Annotated in this window: 15 protein-coding genes; 4 read left to right on the forward strand and 11 right to left on the reverse strand. The window is 39.9% G+C overall.

Features of this window, described 5'->3' with window-relative positions; all coding sequences use genetic code 11:
- Positions 1–59 precede the first annotated feature (59 nt).
- Positions 60–1,376, reverse strand: a complete 1,317-nt coding sequence (locus tag BIZ38_RS10730) for a peptidoglycan DD-metalloendopeptidase family protein (RefSeq protein ID WP_054551288.1) — start codon at positions 1,374–1,376, stop codon at positions 60–62.
- Positions 1,377–1,774: 398 nt separating this feature from the next.
- On the opposite strand from BIZ38_RS10730, the gene tyrS reads away from it, so the two are divergent.
- Positions 1,775–2,974, forward strand: a complete 1,200-nt coding sequence (tyrS, locus tag BIZ38_RS10735; protein ID WP_138602042.1) for a tyrosine--tRNA ligase — start codon at positions 1,775–1,777, stop codon at positions 2,972–2,974.
- Between the two features lie 51 nt (positions 2,975–3,025).
- Here the strand turns inward: tyrS and BIZ38_RS10740 are convergent, their stop codons facing one another.
- The 4 genes from BIZ38_RS10740 to folE2 form a co-directional block, all read right to left on the reverse strand.
- Entirely contained in the window at positions 3,026–3,976 is a 951-nt protein-coding gene (locus tag BIZ38_RS10740) for a cobalamin biosynthesis protein (RefSeq protein ID WP_138617525.1), read from the reverse strand.
- 1 nt (position 3,977) lies between these two features.
- On the reverse strand, positions 3,978–4,685 hold the full coding sequence (mtnN, locus tag BIZ38_RS10745) for a 5'-methylthioadenosine/S-adenosylhomocysteine nucleosidase (RefSeq protein WP_054551291.1): 708 nt from the start codon (positions 4,683–4,685) through the stop codon (positions 3,978–3,980).
- Between the two features lie 103 nt (positions 4,686–4,788).
- A complete protein-coding gene (locus tag BIZ38_RS10750) occupies positions 4,789–5,382 on the reverse strand; it encodes a DUF2726 domain-containing protein (RefSeq protein WP_054551292.1) in 594 nt (197 codons plus the stop codon).
- An 81-nt stretch (positions 5,383–5,463) separates the two neighbouring features.
- Positions 5,464–6,384: a GTP cyclohydrolase FolE2 gene (folE2, locus tag BIZ38_RS10755; protein WP_187490254.1), complete on the reverse strand. Its 921-nt coding sequence runs from the start codon at positions 6,382–6,384 to the stop codon at positions 5,464–5,466.
- Positions 6,385–6,558: 174 nt separating this feature from the next.
- On the opposite strand from folE2, the gene arcB reads away from it, so the two are divergent.
- Positions 6,559–8,886 (forward strand): aerobic respiration two-component sensor histidine kinase ArcB, encoded by a 2,328-nt coding sequence (gene arcB, locus BIZ38_RS10760; protein WP_138602046.1) that lies wholly within the window; start codon positions 6,559–6,561, stop codon positions 8,884–8,886.
- 6 nt (positions 8,887–8,892) lie between these two features.
- On the opposite strand, the gene arcA is transcribed toward arcB, so the two are convergent.
- From arcA to trmB, 5 genes are all read right to left on the reverse strand, one after another.
- Positions 8,893–9,609, reverse strand: a complete 717-nt coding sequence (arcA, locus tag BIZ38_RS10765) for a two-component system response regulator ArcA (RefSeq protein ID WP_054551295.1) — start codon at positions 9,607–9,609, stop codon at positions 8,893–8,895.
- Positions 9,610–9,714: 105 nt separating this feature from the next.
- Positions 9,715–10,239 (reverse strand): YfiR family protein, encoded by a 525-nt coding sequence (locus tag BIZ38_RS10770; RefSeq protein ID WP_228290684.1) that lies wholly within the window; start codon positions 10,237–10,239, stop codon positions 9,715–9,717.
- Positions 10,236–11,858, reverse strand: a complete 1,623-nt coding sequence (locus BIZ38_RS10775; RefSeq protein WP_187490255.1) for an ATP-binding protein — start codon at positions 11,856–11,858, stop codon at positions 10,236–10,238. The genes BIZ38_RS10770 and BIZ38_RS10775 overlap by 4 nt, the downstream gene beginning before the upstream one ends.
- A 120-nt stretch (positions 11,859–11,978) precedes the next feature.
- Positions 11,979–13,007 carry a 16S rRNA (guanine(1207)-N(2))-methyltransferase RsmC gene (gene rsmC, locus BIZ38_RS10780; protein ID WP_054551298.1) on the reverse strand — a complete coding sequence of 343 codons (1,029 nt, stop codon included), beginning with the start codon at positions 13,005–13,007 and terminating at the stop codon, positions 11,979–11,981.
- A 16-nt stretch (positions 13,008–13,023) separates the two neighbouring features.
- Complete coding sequence (gene trmB, locus BIZ38_RS10785; protein WP_054551299.1) at positions 13,024–13,749, reverse strand: tRNA (guanosine(46)-N7)-methyltransferase TrmB; 726 nt, start codon at positions 13,747–13,749, stop codon at positions 13,024–13,026.
- A 218-nt stretch (positions 13,750–13,967) separates the two neighbouring features.
- Here trmB and mutY point away from each other — a divergent pair, with 218 nt between their 5' ends.
- Both mutY and BIZ38_RS10795 read left to right on the forward strand, forming a co-directional pair.
- The gene (gene mutY / locus BIZ38_RS10790; protein WP_206004068.1) at positions 13,968–15,044 is read left to right on the forward strand and encodes an A/G-specific adenine glycosylase; all 1,077 of its coding nucleotides are present in this window, start codon (positions 13,968–13,970) and stop codon (positions 15,042–15,044) included.
- A 15-nt stretch (positions 15,045–15,059) separates the two neighbouring features.
- Positions 15,060–15,332, forward strand: coding sequence for an oxidative damage protection protein (locus BIZ38_RS10795; RefSeq protein ID WP_036970432.1), 273 nt, complete (start codon positions 15,060–15,062; stop codon positions 15,330–15,332).
- A 49-nt stretch (positions 15,333–15,381) separates the two neighbouring features.
- Here BIZ38_RS10795 and BIZ38_RS10800 read toward each other — a convergent pair whose 3' ends face one another.
- Complete coding sequence (locus tag BIZ38_RS10800) at positions 15,382–18,144, reverse strand: ATP-binding protein (protein ID WP_187490256.1); 2,763 nt, start codon at positions 18,142–18,144, stop codon at positions 15,382–15,384.
- Positions 18,145–18,180: the final 36 nt, after the last annotated feature.

Here is an 18,180-nt window from a genome sequence, read left to right on the forward strand (position 1 = left end):
GGGTTTATTTGGCACAAAAAAGCCACTTCAATTGAAGCGGCTTTCATATGTTTACTTAACTACTTATTTAACGCCAATTGTAACTCACGGTTACGTTGTAATTGCGCTAAGAAGTTATCAGCAATCGGTTTAAACTTAGCTAACTCATCGCGCGGTAAAGGCTCTGATTTAGGTAGTTTGACCGTTTTCGGATTACGGTGTACACCGTTTACTAAGAATTCATAGTGTAAGTGTGGGCCCGTTACACGACCTGTCGCACCAACCGTACCAATCTTTTGGCCTTGCTTCACTTTCTGACCAGTTCTAACCATCTTTTTGTCTAAGTGTAAGTACTTAGTTACATATTGTGTGCCATGGCTAATAAATACATAGTTACCATTGTATTTACTGTAGCCTGCTCTAATCACTTTACCATTACCTGATGACACAACAGGTGTACCTGTACGCGCTGCGTAATCGATACCGTTATGTGGTTTTACCGTTTTGGTCACTGGGTGTAAACGACGTGGGTTAAAGCTCGAACTAATATACTTAAAGTTAACTGGCGCACGTAAGAAAGCTTTTTTCATGCTGCGGCCTTCAGGCGTATAGAAGTTACCATCGGTATGGCGAATAGCAGTGTAACGCTCGCCTTGGTTAATAAACTCTGCGGCAATAATTTTACCGTCGCCAATGTATTCACCATCAACATAGTGAGCTTCGTAAATAAGACCAAATTGGTCACCTTTACGAATGTCATTAGCAAAGTCGACATCCCAACCAAAGATGTCAGCAAAATTCATAATTTGACGCTCGCTCAAGCCAGCGGCAATGCCTGATGTCCAAAAGCTATTAGAGATCTCGCCGCCTGCAGATTTACTTAGCGTTTCGATTTCTTTGCTATCGATAGAAGTGTCGTAGTTACCTTCGTCATTTAATGTAACGTATAAGGTATCTGTTTTTGAGATCACATAACGAAGCTGCGCTAAAGAGCCATCTTCAGCGGTTGCAAAGCTTAAGATTTCGCCTGGGTGAATTTTTGTTAACTTACGAGTTTCAGCGTTGGTATTAACTAGTTTGTGTAATGTTTGCGCTGAGAAACCCGCACGTTTAAAGATAAGTGCTAAATTATCGCCATTACGTACTTCATGGTCGATAAGCTCGTATTCTGGAAGTTTTGCTGCTGCTTGCTCCGAATTAAGCTCAGTTAGTTTTTCGTTATCATCAACTTTAACTTGTAATTCGTAGCGTTTGCCAATTTCAAGTGCGTTTGCACTGTTGTCCTTTGATGCGGTGGCTTTTTCAGAAGGCAATAACGCCAAGCCGACAATAGCAGAAACCAAACCGAGAATAAGCAGTTTGTGTTTTTTGGGAAGTTTGTGCACTACGTGAACCATATCGTGCCTTTTCTGCTGTCAAGAAATTTAAATACTAATATCGCAGGATATACCTAAAATAGAGCAAATACCAGTGTTTTGTAGATTTAAACTGGCGCTATTTTACGCTAGAATTGGCCTGCGCGTTAAACTTTTTTGTTTAAAATTGCAGCAGATGTCTATGGTTAAACTAAATCTACATTAGTTAACTAAAGTCCCTTCATTAAATTGCAATAACGCGGTATAAAGAACAATCATGCGCGCTGCCTTCAGGGCTGTTTCTTAAACTATTTAAGTTAGGCTTTTTTCTAGTGTCGCTTTTTGGTGCTAACTAGCTAAATTTTAAAGTTTTTAGCTCTATATTTATAACCCTGACAGGCCACCACGCCCCGGTAGCTGAATTTTTGGAGTAATACACAGTGGATTTACAAACCGCTCTAGCTGAGATAAAACGCGGTGCAGAAGAGATATTAATTGAAGACGAATTAGTCGAAAAGCTAAAGTCTGGTAAGAAACTTAAGATCAAAGCGGGTTTCGATCCAACTGCGCCTGATCTGCATTTAGGTCACACAGTTCTTATCAACAAAATGAAAACCTTCCAAGACCTAGGTCATGAAGTGATTTTCTTGATCGGTGACTTCACCGGTATGATTGGTGATCCGACGGGTAAAAACGTAACGCGTAAACCGTTAACGCGTGAAGATGTATTAGCTAATGCTGAAACCTATAAAGAGCAAGTATTTAAGATTCTTGATCCTGCTAAAACTACAGTTGCATTCAACTCTACTTGGATGGAGAACTTAGGTGCAGCAGGTATGATTAAACTGGCTGCGCGTCAAACAGTAGCACGTATGCTAGAACGTGATGACTTTAAAAAGCGTTATGCCAGCGGTCAATCAATTGCTATCCACGAATTTTTATATCCACTGGTACAGGGTTGGGACTCAGTTGCATTAGAAGCTGATGTTGAGCTTGGCGGTACAGACCAACGCTTTAACCTATTAATGGGTCGTGAATTACAAAAAGACGAAGGTCAAAAGCCACAAACAGTACTTATGATGCCACTGCTTGAAGGTACTGATGGCGTTCAGAAAATGTCTAAGTCATTAGGTAATTACATTGGTATTACTGATGAGCCTAACGACATGTTTGGTAAAGTGATGTCTATTAGTGATGAGCTAATGTGGCGTTACTATGACTTATTAAGTGCATTATCTATCGAAGAGATTGCAGCGCTTAAACAACGTGTTGCAGATGGTGCAAACCCGCGCGACATTAAGATTGAGCTTGCCAAAGAAATGATTGCACGTTTCCACAGCGAAGAAGCAGCCGAAGGTGCTCATCAAGATTTCATCAAGCGTTTCCAAAAGAATGCATTACCAGATGAGATCCCTGAAGTAACAGTAACAATTGCTGAAGACACTGTGTTTATCACTAATCTATTAAAAGAAGCGAACCTTGTAGCTAGTACGTCAGAAGCAATGCGTATGATTAAACAAGGCGCTGTAAAGATTAATGGTGAAGAAAAAGTAACGGATACTAAGCTTGAAGTTGCTAAAGGCACTACACAGATTTACCAAGTAGGTAAACGTAAGTTTGCTAAAATCACCTTAGCTTAAATAAGCTAACAGAATAAAAACCAGCTGCGGCTGGTTTTTTTGTGCCTTTTTTTAGTTAATAAACAGCGTAGCCACTTCAATGGCGATGATAAGTAGTAACCAAAATGCTTTCGCTTGATTTAAGCGATTCACTAAAGCGGGAATATCATCGGCATCTGGTAGGCGATCGGTACCAACACGCATTTTATTAAAGCGCTCACCTTGGTAAAGGGCAGGGCCGCCTAATTGCACTTGTAGAGCAGCCGATGTAACACTTAACAGCCAACCCGTATTGGTTTGATAAAAATGTCTGCCATAGTGCTTAATGTAATGAATACATTGTTTGCTGGCATTGGTTGCTGCAATGGTTAATGCAACTAATCGAGTGGGTAACCACTCCAATACAAATAGTAACTTAGCAATGGTAGCCAAAAACGGGTTGTTTGGTTTTTGGTTTTTTCGCCATGCTTGATGAATTAATGTCAGTAAGCGATAAACTAAAGCAAGGATAGCGCCGCCAAGTAGATAAAAGAAGATAACGGCAAAATAATGCCGCGCACTTTGTAACACCAGTGACTCCATGGTTGCTTTACAAATTCCAGAAGCCGATAAACGTGATACATCACGGGCAACAAGGCTCGAGAGTAGCTCTCTAGCAGTCGCTTTTTGGTTGAGCTTGAGCAATCTGGCAATACGTAATGATTTCTTCTCTTGCGCGCGGCTACTGAGTAACAAATATAAAATTAAGCCACTTAATAACTCAGGGTAAAAAGCAAACTCTAAAAACAGCACAACTAATGTCACTATCACTAAAATGGTGAGTGTAAAAGCCAAAGTTGAGGCTAAATATTGATAGCTTTTAGGATTCGTTGGGTTGTATAAACGATCGCTGAGGGCAGAGAAAATAACGCTTAAAAAGGTATTAGGATGATACCAACTAACCAAAGGAAAGAAGCGCTCAGCTAAGAGCGCTACAAAAAATACAATAATGTCCAAATGGTTTTGAACAATATTTGCAATCACCTTATAAACTCACCGATGTTAGCTTCTCTAAAAGAGCAACAACCATTTTAGATGAGTTGATAGATGCAGTTTCGATATACTCTTCAAATGATTGCGGCGATTCTTTGCCAGCAATGTCAGACATTGAACGAATAACAACAAATGGTGTTTCTAGCACGTGACAAGCTTGTGCAATTGCTGCACCTTCCATTTCTACTGCAAGCATAGTTGGAAATTCTGCGCGTGTTTTTTCAATTCTTACCGGGTCACACATGAATGAATCACCAGTACAAATTAGGCCAATCATGGTTTTAACATCGCTGATTTGGCTTACGCTTTGCTCTGCCGCTTCAATCAATTTAGGGTGCGCAGCAAAGCCCGCTGGCATTTGTGGTACTTGGCCGATTTCGTAACCGAATGCAGTCACGTCTACATCGTGGTGACGAACTTCTGAAGAAATAACGACATCACCTACATTTAGCGATGGCTCAAAACCACCTGCAGAACCTGTGTTGATCACACAATCTGGGCTGAAGTTGTCTATTAGTAGTGTCGTTGCTACTGCAGAAGCTACTTTACCAATACCAGATTGAACTAAAGTAACAGTGTTACCCGCTAATTCACCGGTGTAAAAGGTAAAACCAGCTTTAGTCATGATGCTTGGGTTTACCATTGCTTCGCGTAAGATTTTTACTTCTGGCTCCATCGCGCCAATAATACCAACGTGCATAATATTTGATTCCTTAGATTGAATAGGATGATTATACCTAAAAATGTCTAAAACAAACAAAAAAGCAGACCTTAAAGTCTGCTTTTGCCAATATTATGACGGACTATATTTCTGCAAGCGCCGTTGAGTGTGCTTTTGCTTGTGATGGTGATAGTACTGCTGGTTTAGTTACTCGATTGCGTGCAGGTCTTGCCGGTGCTGCTGCAGGTTTACCAAGTTTAAACATGATAGCGTCACGCACTTCTCTTGGTTGATAGCCTGATTTTACTTTCATACGAATATGCGGAATGCCTGCCGCTTCTAACGCGCCACTGACAAACCAGTCACGTTGTGCTTTATGGCCGTCGCGGTTGGTGTTATTTACTAAATCAACAGCGGCAACAATGCTAAGTTTGTCCTTGTCGATAAGCACGTAATCTAACTGTTTGTTTTTGGCTTTAGCCATTGCAGCACGTTTAGCTTTGACAGATAAGCCTTGCTTACAGTCGATTAAATCAATTAGTTTAACACGGCTGACGATTTTGTACTGGTCACCTACAGCACGTTCTAGCAGGTGTAAAAAAGCACTCTCAACTTGCGTAAAAACAGTTTGCTTACGAGTGAAAGGGTAAGGGTTTCCGCCTTCATCGGTAAACTTTGACGCAACAACAGAGGCTACGACGACTAATACTAAAATTGATAATAAAGCGAATTCCATACGGTAACTCCACAACAACAAATTGACACTGAAAACTAATAGCAATTAGCGTGCCTAACTGTATGGAGCTACCCGAAATTTTTAAGCCGTGTATCCGCCAGCAACCCCTTTAACAGCGATTGCTACCGCGTCATGGGCATGAAGTGATTCGTAGTGGTTTATTTGTAGCCAGTAATCTGCGTAGTTATGCTGTTCAAGTAAGCCTTTAATTTTACGTGCAGCATCTTCGCAGAACATGAGGTTTTGACCATTTAAGCGGGCAAACTCTTGCTCATCTTCACGTTTAACCGCCGCTTGTACTGGCGTTTTTAGCTCAGTTTCTAAAGCATCAATTAAGCCAACCACATCAAAGCTGTCAATTTGGCTGTCGAGTTTTACTTTCACGTTGGCGATTGAACGCTGTGAGTGTGGTGTAGCTACAATCCCGTCAGTTGTGCCTAGCCATTCTAAAACAGTTTGCTTATCAACATTTTGTTCTGCAAACTTTTCGCTAAAGGCATTTTGAATTAATTGACGAGCAAGAGCCGCTGAACATGGGCATGTTGACGAGTAAGTGACATTAACCATTAACTCAAAGCTTACAATGCCTTGGTTGATCTTAGCGATCAGATGAATCGGGTAGTTTTTCCAACCTACTTTGCCACTTAATAAAGATTTTCGGCGCAGTGGTAGCTCAAACTTAAATTCGATTTGTGCTTGGTCACTTAAATCATCATGGCTGCTAATAAAGGCATCAAGTGCTTGCTTGAGAGTTTGTGGATTAACTTGCTGCTCGGTTGATAAGGTATCAAGGGCTAAAAATAAACGCGACATATGAATGCCTTTGGCGTCTTCTTTATGCAAGTTTACAAAAGCGCGTGCCTTGGCAATTACGTTTACAGGGGCAATATTGCGAGTTTCAAAAATGAAAGGAAGTTCAATTTCGCCCATGCCAACCCAGTCTAATTTACCTGTTTGTAAGGCGGGAGCCGTATCAGCAATATCTGGCATTGTGGTTTGCATGGTAATACTCATTCTTTGCAATTATTAAAGCGCGGTATTTTACATGAAAAAATATAAAAAAGCGGCGTTGATGAAAAAATTCTATGTTTATCGCACAATATGAATATTTCTAAAGGAATAGTGATAAAATTAACTATGCTGTTTTTTTTCGATTATGTGCCTAAGCTTTAATATATGATTGATTCTTCTTTGAGTCCCTGGGCTCGCACACTCTCAAGCTTTATTTCTAAGTACGGTGAGTTTAAAACTGCCGCTGCCTGTTATGCCTTATTACTGGTCATGTCGCTGATTTTATCGTGCATGTTTTATTATGTAGCAGTCGGTACGGTAACTTTAGTTGATGTTTTAGCTGTGTTGTTTTTTACCGCAGTAGTATCGCCGATATTAATAACAGTGCTGCTCAATTCTATTCGCCAGTTAGAAGCATCTTATAGTTATCTAGATAGCGCAACCAAACAAGAAAAACTGCTCAATCAAACACTAAAAGACAATATCAGTCGCTTAAACGAAGAGATTGATGAACGTAAAATGGCGTTTCATGCTAAGCACAGAGCAATAGAAGAACTTAGACGCGAAATTGCTGAGCGTAAGAAAACTCAACAAGAACTAGCTCAACAAGGCATGCTATTACGCTCTATTGTCGACTCATCTCCCGATTTGTTTTATTACCGCGACAACAATGGTGTGTTTGCTGGCTGTAATAAAATGTTCGAACAAGTGATTGGTAAAAGCAGCGATGAGTTAATCGGCAAGAGTGTCGAAGAAATCTATCCAAGTGATTATTTACCGGAGGTACTTCGCACCGACAAAAAAGTATCTCAAACTCACCAAGCTCTTACACTTGACGTTGAATACCCTGTTAATGGTGAAAAGCGTTGGTTTGAGATGCGTAAGTTACCCTTTATTAATGAAAAAGGTGAGTACATTGGTTTACTTGCCTTTGGCCGTGATATCACCAGCCGTAAAGAGGCGGCTCAGGCCCTTGAAGCGGCTTACAAAGATAAAGGTAAATTCATTGCGACTCTTAGTCATGAACTAAGAACACCGCTTAACGGTATAGTGGGTTTAACCCGCATGTTGCTAGATACAGAACTTGATAAACAACAACGTAGTTGGTGTAACACGGTATTCTCAAGTGCCGAAACCCTTGGCAATATATTTAACGATATTATCGACTTGGATAAAATTGATCGTGAGCAGCTTGATATTGTTGCTGACTCTGTCAATGTGGCCGACTTTATAAATGATGTGGTGAACTTTGCAGGCTTAATTGCTGAGCAAAAGGGGCTTGAGTTCAATATTAAACGCAAAGGTACGTTAGACGTTTATGCGTCACTTGATCCGACTCGTTTACGTCAAGTTGTTTGGAATCTCATCAATAATGCGGTTAAGTTCACCCAACAGGGTCATGTTGAGCTTGAATGTCGCCGTGAGAATCGCGCTGATGGGCCTTGGTTAGTGATGCGTGTAAGCGACACCGGTCAAGGCATTCCTCAAGAGCAGCTGCACCGTATTTTTGACATGTACTATAAGGCACCTGATATCAAAGGCACCAATGCAATTGGTTCAGGGATTGGTCTTGCAGTAACTAAAGCACTTGTTACTGCGATGAAAGGTGAAATCAATGTCAGCAGTACTGAAGGTGAGGGCAGTGTTTTTGTTGTCGAAATTCCCCTTAAGCTTTGTATTGCGCCAGCTGAGCAAAGTTATGCGGTACGCAGCTTAAATATTCTTTTAGTTGAAGATGTGCCGCTAAATGCTGAGATTGCTACCAACTTACTTGAGCAGCGTGGCCACGAAGTTATTTGGGCTGAAACAGGTGAAGATGCGCTGTCGTTTGTCTACACAGAAGATGACTTAGACCTCGTTTTACTTGATATGCAATTACCAGACATCAATGGTGATGAAGTTGCTCGTCAAATTCGTGATGATGAGCACTTTGATAAGCTGCCAATCGTTGCCTTGACTGCCAACGTGCGTAGTGCCGAAGAAGAACTTGCGGGTATTAATATTCAAGGTGCACTCGCTAAGCCTATCAACACCACAAAACTCGATAAAATGCTCGGCGAGCTATTTGATATAAAACAGCAACAAAATTGTCAGCCTGAGCCAATTAAAGCCGTGACGGAAAAAGACTTATCGGGTATACGTGTTGAGCTTCTCGATATAGAAACCATCGAAGACTTTGTAGGCTCAATGGGGCTGGTTATTTTTAATCGTAGCTGTGAGTTATTTAATAAGTTAAACCCTCAGTATCAAACTGAGCTAGCAGATGCGTTAGCTGAAGATGATAGAGAAGAATACAAATCGGTGGCGCATAAATTGAAAGGTGCAGCTGGCTCTGTAGGCTTAAACGATGTGCAGTTACATGCTAAGAAGATGGAACACGGCGCGCTTGAAGAAAGTAGTGAAGAGTTACAACAGTGGCTTGATGAACTTGCAGTTAAAATAAATGAAGGGCGTGACGCCCTCCAATTATTCTTACAGCAGTTAGAAGATTAATTCTAATTAGCTGTCGATTTTACCAATGAAACGATAGCCTTCACCATGGATGGTGCTGATCAGCTCAGAGGTGCTGTTATCGCTTTCAAAGTGTTTTCTGATACGACGAATGGTTACGTCTACAGTACGGTCATTTGCGCGAAGCTCACGGCCAGTCATGTGCTTAATTAATTGCTCACGGCTGAAAATACGGCCTGGTGAATCGAGCATTAAACGAAGTGCGCGGTATTCACCTTTAGGTAAACGCTTAGCGTCGCCACTTGGAGATGTTAAACAACGGCTGTTTTCATCAAGTTCCCAACCGTTAAATGTAATAACACCATTTGTTTCAATATTCGCTTCTTCGCCACCTAATGCTGTGCGCGAAATAAGGTTACGAGCACGAATAGTTAATTCGCGAGGGTTGAATGGTTTTGTGATGTAATCATCAGCACCAATTTCAAGACCTAAAATGCGATCAACGTCGTTGTCACGACCTGTTAAGAAAATTAAACCAACATTACGTTTTTGACGTAATTCACGCGCTAAAATAAGCCCGTTTTTACCTGGTAGGTTGATATCCATAACTACAAGGTTCACATCATCATTATTTGTAAGCTTGTCATGCATATCATCGCCATCAATGGCTTCAATAACTTTGTAACCTTCGGCTTCAAATAAACTAACGAGGTTTAGTCGAGTTACGTCTTCATCCTCTACGATCAGAATGACTGGCGTTTGCATTGTATATTAACCTTTTCGGAAATTTTATTTACAAAAATTCGGTATTATCAAGCAAAACCGAATACTAGAGATTATAGGATTAGATCCAATTGTTAACAAGTAAAATCAATTTGGATAAAACTTAGCCATAGCTAACAATCGAGATTGCACTTTAAAGTTATGCTGCAATACGTGCTGCTTATTGATATACAGTCGGATTTTATTTCCTTCTTGAACCAGAGAGGCTATTCCGCCTTTCTCTAAAAAGCGAATACTTTCACCTATCGTTAAAGTATTTAATGAAATTGTATCGGTCCAAAGTGGAAGTATATCATTTTCTAATGTTTCATCAATGTATGTGATATCACAAATCTGAGAAAGTTCAGAAATTTGCTGAGTTTTTTTCACTAAAATAACGTTGATAGGTTTTTTGTTAATTTGCAGTTCACTTTTGTCCTTTAGGAACGACCCAGGCCCTGTTTCTACATTATAAAAACAGAAAGAAATAGGTGGAGGATCCATGCTTTCAGTAAACTTAGTGAACTTAGCAATTTGATATAAAAACGCAGATTTTACTTGTTCTGGTGATTTTGCAAAACTCGGGGTGGCGTAAATAACAAAAGCAAAAAGGCAACATATGATTTTCATCATGCATTACCTTCAGATAAGGGGAGAGTAATAATAAAATGAGCACCCTCGGTATTTAACTCATCGTGAATTATTGTACCGCCTAAGGCTTGGGTTACCAGGTTATAAACTAAATGCATACCTAGTCCACTTCCACCTTCGCCTCGTTTGGTTGTCACAAATGGGTCGAAAATACGTTTTCGAATCGTCTTTTCAACACCAACGCCATTATCGAAATAGTGAATAATAAAGCTGCTTTCATTGCGCTCAACGTTAAAGGTGATCTCGTTATCAAGCTCGTCGCTAAAACCATGGATCACAGAGTTACTCAATAACTGCTGTAACACCTGCTGTAATGGTCCCGATTTAGTCTCAATACTAAAGTCATTATTGCAGTTAATCGTGATTTTAGGATTGCGATATTGTATTTCTGAGCGCATCGACATAATCACATCATTTAATAAATTATATAAGTTTACGTTAGTGGTTATTTCGACATCTTGATTAACTGCCACTTTCTTAAAGCTTGAGACTAGCTCTGCGGCTCGGTTTAAGTTGCGATAGATAAGATCTAGATTTTCAATGCCATCAGTTATAAAGCGTTTTAAATGTGCTGAGGTGAGTGTTTTTTGCTCAAACTGCGTGTTGATTTCTGCCAGCTTGTCACGCAGCAAAGTTGAACCCGTAATACCTAAGCCGATAGGTGTATTTACCTCATGGGCTACACCTGCAACCATTTGCCCTAAAGAAGCCATTTTTTCATTTTCTACTATTTGATTTTGGTATTGATGCATACGCTCAAGTGTATTGAGTAGTTCTTGGTTAGCCTCACGCAAGGCAATAGTACGTTGATTTACTTTCTCTTCAAGGCTTTGGTTAAGCTGTTTTATTTCTTGTTTGTCTTTTTCGTGGCGCTCGATTTGCTTTTGGGTTCGGGCAAGCATGATATTTAAGCTGCTAGAAAGCTGATTAATTTCATCGACATTAGTTTTTTGTGCGCGAGTGTCATAGTTATGGTTTTTTGACACATCTTGAAGCAAGTTACTCAGTTCATCAATTGGGTTCGCAATACGTTTTTGAATACGCAGAGCAACAAAATACACCAACACTAAAACAAATAGGGTTAGTAAAATATCAATAAAGATTTTACGGTTAATATACTGATTGAGCCTATCTAAGCCACCACGAACATAGGCATAGCCAATCACTTCTCCTTCATATTTGATTGGTTTTATTAATTCTATTACATCATCTTTAAACTTTGGCTCAGACAGCTCGCTGATACTGTTTACTTTGATAGGAACTGGCGGAGTTCTATTGGCGTTAAAGCTGCTGAAAAAAACAGGCTCATTCGATAATTCGTCAATTGCGTATATGTGAATGTTTTTAATGAGCGGCACTGTCTCGAAAGATTTTAGGCGCTCTGTTTCAGTTTCGTTATCATCAAATAACACTGTGACCTGGGCGTTATATGCAATAATTTCAGATAGAATAGTTATTTTATCGACAATTAAGGCTTTTTGTTCTTTTACGTCTAGGTAGGTCGAAATAGAGATAGACAAAGACAAGCACAACGCAGTAACAAGCATAACCGCATTAGTTAATGCCTTACGAATACTCGTTTGTGCCGATAAAATTGACATGCGCTATAGAAAGCCTAAATTTTTATTTTATTAGTAAGAGTTTAGTCTAGCAAAGACATTTAAAAGTAACTAAATATTTTAAAAAATATTTTTGCTACGAATAAGCTATTTACTCAACTTTTATTTAGCTGAGTAAACTGCAAATTTTGTATTTTTGAAATCGGTACTGTATTGGCCAAATTGCGCTTCTAAAATAGGTGGGTATTTTAAGAAGCTGTTTGCAACTATGGTCAGTTTACCTTGCTTACTCAAGTGTTGCTTTGCAGAGCTAAGAAATGCCTCGGCAATGGTGTAATCAGTGGCAATACCGGTGTGGAAAGGAGGGTTACTGATGATTAAGTCGAATTTACCATTAATATCAGATAAGCCATCACTTAATACCGCTTGGCCTTTAAGGTTATTTAATGCAAGTGTTTGCTCTGTGGCGTAAGTAGCAAGAGCACTTACATCGCTACATACAAACTCAAGCTCAGGCTGCTTTTTTCCTAAATAAGTAGCAATAATGCCTGCGCCACATGCAAAGTCGAGCACTTTACCCTTGCTAATACTTGGCGCATTATTTAGAAGTACCGCGGTACCTACATCAAGCGCACCGTGGTTAAATACGCCCGGCACACTAATCGCCGTAAATTCAATATCGCCGGCTTTCACTTGAAATTGCTTATGATAACGACCGATAGCAAAGTTATCGTTTAGCGTAAGCTCAGAGAATAAATACAAAATACAGTGCTTGGCACTATCGATTTTGTTACTAAAACCACAGTGATCTTTTAGTTGTTTCTCTGCTGATTTAACACCGCTTTTATTTTCACCTACCACAAATAGTTGCGCGTCTTGATTACAAACAGCACGAATGTTATCGAGGCACATTTGTGCTTCGGGCTTAGCTTTTGGGTAATAATAGATAACTAAATCGTAGTTATTATCTGGAATAGTGTGGCTAACCACAGCATGTACACCGGCAATTTTGCTAGCATACATGGCATTTGCGTGGTTATAACTGAACGCAGTAATTTTTGCGTCAGGGTTTAGCGTTTTAAGTTCGCGTAAGAAGCCATCTTGCTCAAAGTTAACCACTAAAATCGATTGTCCAACAAGTTCGTCTTCATTTCGAAGCAATAATAAACTTGGGTTGGTTAACTTACTCATGCTGCTTTACCTTTTGTTACTTAGTACGCTCAAACATTAGATCCCATACGCCGTGACCTAAACGGTGACCGCGCTGCTCAAATTTTGTCAGTGGACGTGAATCTGGGCGAGGAACGTAATCGTTAGTTTCTGATTGGTTTTTGTAACCTTCAGCAACTTGCATTACTTCAAGCATATGCTCAGCATAATTTTCCCAGTCAGTCGCCATATGGAAAACACCGCCAATTTTTAATTTGCTACGTAACTTTTGCGCAAACTCTGGTTGTACGATACGACGCTTATGGTGACGTTTTTTATGCCATGGATCAGGGAAGAATAATTGCAGCTTAGATAAGCTTTCATCGGCAATACAATCAGCTAGAACTTCAACTGCATCGTGTTCGAATACGCGTAAGTTTGTTACACCTGCTTCGTCGGCATCCATTAAACAGGCACCTACACCTGGGCGGTGAACTTCAATACCGATGAAGTTAAGCTCTGGTGCGTTTTTAGCCATTTCGACTAGCGATTTACCCATACCAAAACCGATTTCTAGTACCACATCGTTATCGTTACCAAACACTTCTTTTAGGTTTAGCATGCCATTTTTATGCTCAAGGCCCATCGTTGGCCAACACTTCTCGATGGCTGCCGCTTGGCCTTTTGTGAGGCGACCTTCGCGCTTTACGAAACTACGAATCGTGCGGATATATTTACCCTCTTGCTTTGCTTGCTCGAGGTTTGGGTTACTTGAGTCACTCATATATTTTGGCCTGATAAAAATACTGACGATAGAAAAAGGGTGCGTATTATCCCTGACCTGCGCCTTGAGTACAATAGTCTGGGCTTGTTTATCTTATGAGATTAATATTGCAGCCATATGCTAGCTATTTAGGCAAAGTAGGGGCTGTTCGACTTGCTTGGCCTAACCAACTGCAATAGACTTGGCCGCAATGAGCTTCAGCAAGTAAAGATGTTATTTTGAATTTAAGCAATAAGGAGTCAACTTGGTTTGCAAACCAAGTGGTTGACTGGTACCACCTTCACGGCCGTAAAACTCTCCCTTGGCAGTTAAATAAAACCCCTTATAAGGTATGGATCTCTGAGGTCATGCTACAGCAGACTCAAGTGGTGACTGTTATTCCATACTTTGAAAAGTTTATGCAAAGCTTTCCTGACATTATTGCGCTTGCTAATGCCGATGAAGATCAGGTGTTACACCATTGGACTGGCCTTGGCTACTACGCCCGAGCGCGTAACTTACATAAAACTGCAAAAATAGTCCGTGATAACTACCAAGGTGAGTTTCCAACTACGCTTGAAGAAGTAATGGACTTGCCGGGTATTGGTCGTTCAACGGCAGGGGCTATCTTGTCTTTATCGCTTGGTCAACATCATCCAATTTTAGATGGCAATGTTAAACGAGTGCTAGCACGCTTTTTTATGGTTGAAGGCTGGTACGGAGTGAAAAAGGTCGAAAATCAACTTTGGTCATTATCATCGCAATTAACGCCTAAAGAGTCGGTTACTGAGTTTAATCAGGCAATGATGGATTTAGGTGCAAGCCTTTGTTCACGTAGTAAGTTTGACTGTGAGCCTTGTCCTTTGAATAGTAAATGCCTTGCTTTTAAAGAAGGTAAAGTAAAAGAGTTCCCGCATTCAAAGCCTAAAAAAGCTGTACCGAAAAAGTCATGCCATCAGCTCATTCTAGCCTGCGACAATAAAGTGCTTATGGAAAAGCGCCCAAGCTCAGGGATATGGGGTGGATTGTTTGGCTTTTTTGAGTTTAGCGAATTAACTGAGTTAGAAACATTTTTAGCCCAGCATGGTTTATCAAACAATACGCAAGCACTTGAAGCCTTTACCCATGTATTTTCGCATTTTGAGCTAACCATCAATCCACATGTTTTAACCTTGCCGAGCATTCCAGATCTCATTAATGAACGACAACTGGTTTGGTATCCGCTTGATGAGTCTGTTGAGGTTGGTCTTGCTGCACCAACGAAAAAGCTGGTTAAACAATTAAGCGCAATAGATTACAATAGCATCACGCAATAAGAGTAGAGAGCAATTATGGCACGTACAGTATTTTGTCAAAAGTTACAAAAAGAAGCTGAAGGCTTAGGCTTCCAACTATACCCAGGTGAGCTTGGTGAAAAGATTTTCAACAACATCAGTAAAGAAGCGTGGGGCCAATGGCAACACAAGCAAACAATGCTGATCAACGAAAAACACCTGAACATGATGGACCCAGAGCACCGTGCTTTTTTAGAAGAGCAAATGGTGGGTTTCTTATTTGAAGGTAAAGACGTAGAAATAGAAGGCTACCGTCCACCAGAAAAATAAGCGCATAATCAAAAGTAAAAAGGGCCGTAATGGCCCTTTTTGATCTGTATTATTCAGCTTCTTGTTCGGCTTTGTTAATTTGTTCTTTTAAGAACTGAGCCACCTTAGAGTATTCAATTTCGAAACTATCTCTAAGTGCAATTAATTCGTCGCTTGTAGGCTCGCCTTCTTTGCAGGTTTGTTCAAATCCAGCGGCAAGCTCAGCAACCTTCATTGCTCCTATGGTTTTCGAAATTGACTTTAGCTGATGGCAAGAAGTGATAATTTTATCTAAATCATATTCTATAACCCCAGCGTTTACCTCTTTACTGAGTTGATTACTCTGTTCTAAATACATCTTAAAGAAACGTAGCTTCTTCGCTTCATCATTGACATATTTACCTAGCACATCCATATCAATTGGTGTTGTAAGTTTTTTACTTTCCAATTTTGCAGCTTCTGGGTTTGCTTTATAAGCACATTTATGAAGTGTTCCTTCAAGCACATTTAGCTCAACAGGTTTTGTAATGTAATCGTTCATGCCTATGCTTAAACAACGCTCTTTTTCACCTTTAAGCGCATTAGCTGTTATAGCAATTACATAAGGCTGGGCGTTGATATCTTCAAGTTGCGATGCTTCATGGCGTATTTTTTCTACCATATCGTAACCAGACATTTTTGGCATGTGTAAATCAGTTAAAATAATAGAGTGCTTACCTTCACGCCATGCTTCTAAACCTTTCTCACCATTTTCAGCCATTTCAACACCATAGCCTAGTAGATGTAGCTGATCGGTCAGCACTTGCTGATTTAGCACGTTATCTTCAACAAGAAGTACTAACTTGTTTTCTTCACGAGCCTTATCAACACTTAGGTAGTCGTTAAATGATTTGGTAGAAGAAATGTGTTTAGGCTTATGTAACCCAGCTGCTACGAGAAGTGACATCATAAAGTTTGACTTACATAATGGTACTGCATTTAGATAAAAAATATTCTTATGATTTACGGCAGCTTCATCTAATCTACTTAATACGATAACTTGCTGATTATTATCTTCTAAAGTGTAAAGTAAGCGACGTAAGATATAGTTAATATCTTCCATGGTTTCGATCCCATCAAGGATCCAAATCAGCTCTTTTCGGTCCTGCTCAACTTCAATTTGCTCATTGTTTTGGGCGATAACTGGTGTTGCCCCCATAAATGATAAATAACGTGTCAGTAATTTTTTTCGACCGTCATGATTAGAGACCACAACAACTCTTTGATCTTTCATGACTTGTTTGTGAGCATAATCAACTTTACCTTGCGTACTAAAAGGTAATTCAACGACAAACTCACTGCCAATACCTAAGTCACTGGTTACAGAAATTGTACCCAACATTAGTTCGGTTAAGCTTTTACAAATCGATAAACCTAACCCTGTGCCACCGTATTCGCGGGTTATTGACCCTTCAGCTTGAATAAATGGATTAAATATTTCGCGAAGCTGCGCTTGCGTCATCCCTTTACCGTTATCTAATACACTAAAGCGTAATGTGTAGTGATCAGTGGTGTTTTGTGCAACCTCCACCGAAATTTTTACATGACCTTTTTGCTTGTCGTCTGTGCTAGTGAACTTAATTGCATTACTACATAGATTGTAAAGTACTTGGCGAACTCGTACCGTGTCGCCAATTAGGTTTGTTGGGATATCGGGCGCAATAGCGAGCTCTAGTTCAAGGTCACGCTTTTTGGCAACCGATGATAAAACACGGGCAACTTCTTCAATCGTGTCAGATACTGAAAAAGGAATGTTATCGATATTTAATTTACCCGCTTCGATTTTCGAGAAATCGAGAATGTCATCTAATATCCCTAATAACGAAAATGCAGAATCACGAATAATTGTACTTAGTCTATGTTGCGCCCCATCAAGCTCTGTTTGGCGAAGTAAATCAATTGTGCCAATAACACCGTTCATTGGGGTGCGAATCTCATGGCTCATGGTAGCCAAGAAAGTGGTTTTAGTTTCGTTTGCTTGTTCAGCTTTTAGAGTTGCTTGCTCAAGAGCGAGAGTACGATTTTGTACCTCTGTCTCTAGGCTGTTTTGTAATTTTTGCAAATCAGCTTGTGCTGCTTTGTTCTCGGTAATTGCTGATTCAACTTTTTTAAGTAATTGATTTACATGCTTTGCGACAGAGTCTAGGCCAAAGTCAAGGGTTTCAGTTACTTGCCCTTGGTAGTCCGCATTGTCAGTAATAGCTTTTAGCTCTTTATTTAACGATGAACTACTTTTACTAAAACGCTTATTGATAAAAATACTCAGGGCAAAAGATAATATAATTAAAGCTAGAAGCGTTAAGCCAGCAAGACCGATTGAAAGCACAGAAGATTGTGTAATAGGCTGCTCAATAGGGTGTTGTTTCACAATTAACTCGCCAACAGGCTGGTCATTAAATTCAAGAACAGTATGTATTAGTGTTTTTTCAGCTAGTTGTTGATTGACTTTAGTGGGTTGAATAAGCTCTTTGTTGTTTGCATAAACTAAAGAAACATCACCGTTAAACTCGTATCTATATAAATAGTAATCAAAGCCAGTATTAAGAAGTAAGCTTAAATCCAGTACTTCTTTTACTTTATCTTGCCCTGGCATTGTTAAAGCACTAACAAGGGGGGCACGCAATTGATTTGAAACTTGAATGGCCGTTAAATTTGGCTGCAACTCTTTTACTGGTGCTTCATCATTAGTTGGATAAAACGAAAAAGCAACGACCGCTAACAGGGTGATGACGAGATTCGTAATTATAAAAAGCGGTAGTAAGCCTTTTACAGGTGAATTCGATTTACTTGGCATGGTTCTTATCCAACAATTTTACAGCTAGGTACATTT

This window comes from Pseudoalteromonas sp. BZK2 (assembly GCF_014349195.1).
Taxonomy (GTDB): domain Bacteria; phylum Pseudomonadota; class Gammaproteobacteria; order Enterobacterales; family Alteromonadaceae; genus Pseudoalteromonas; species Pseudoalteromonas simplex.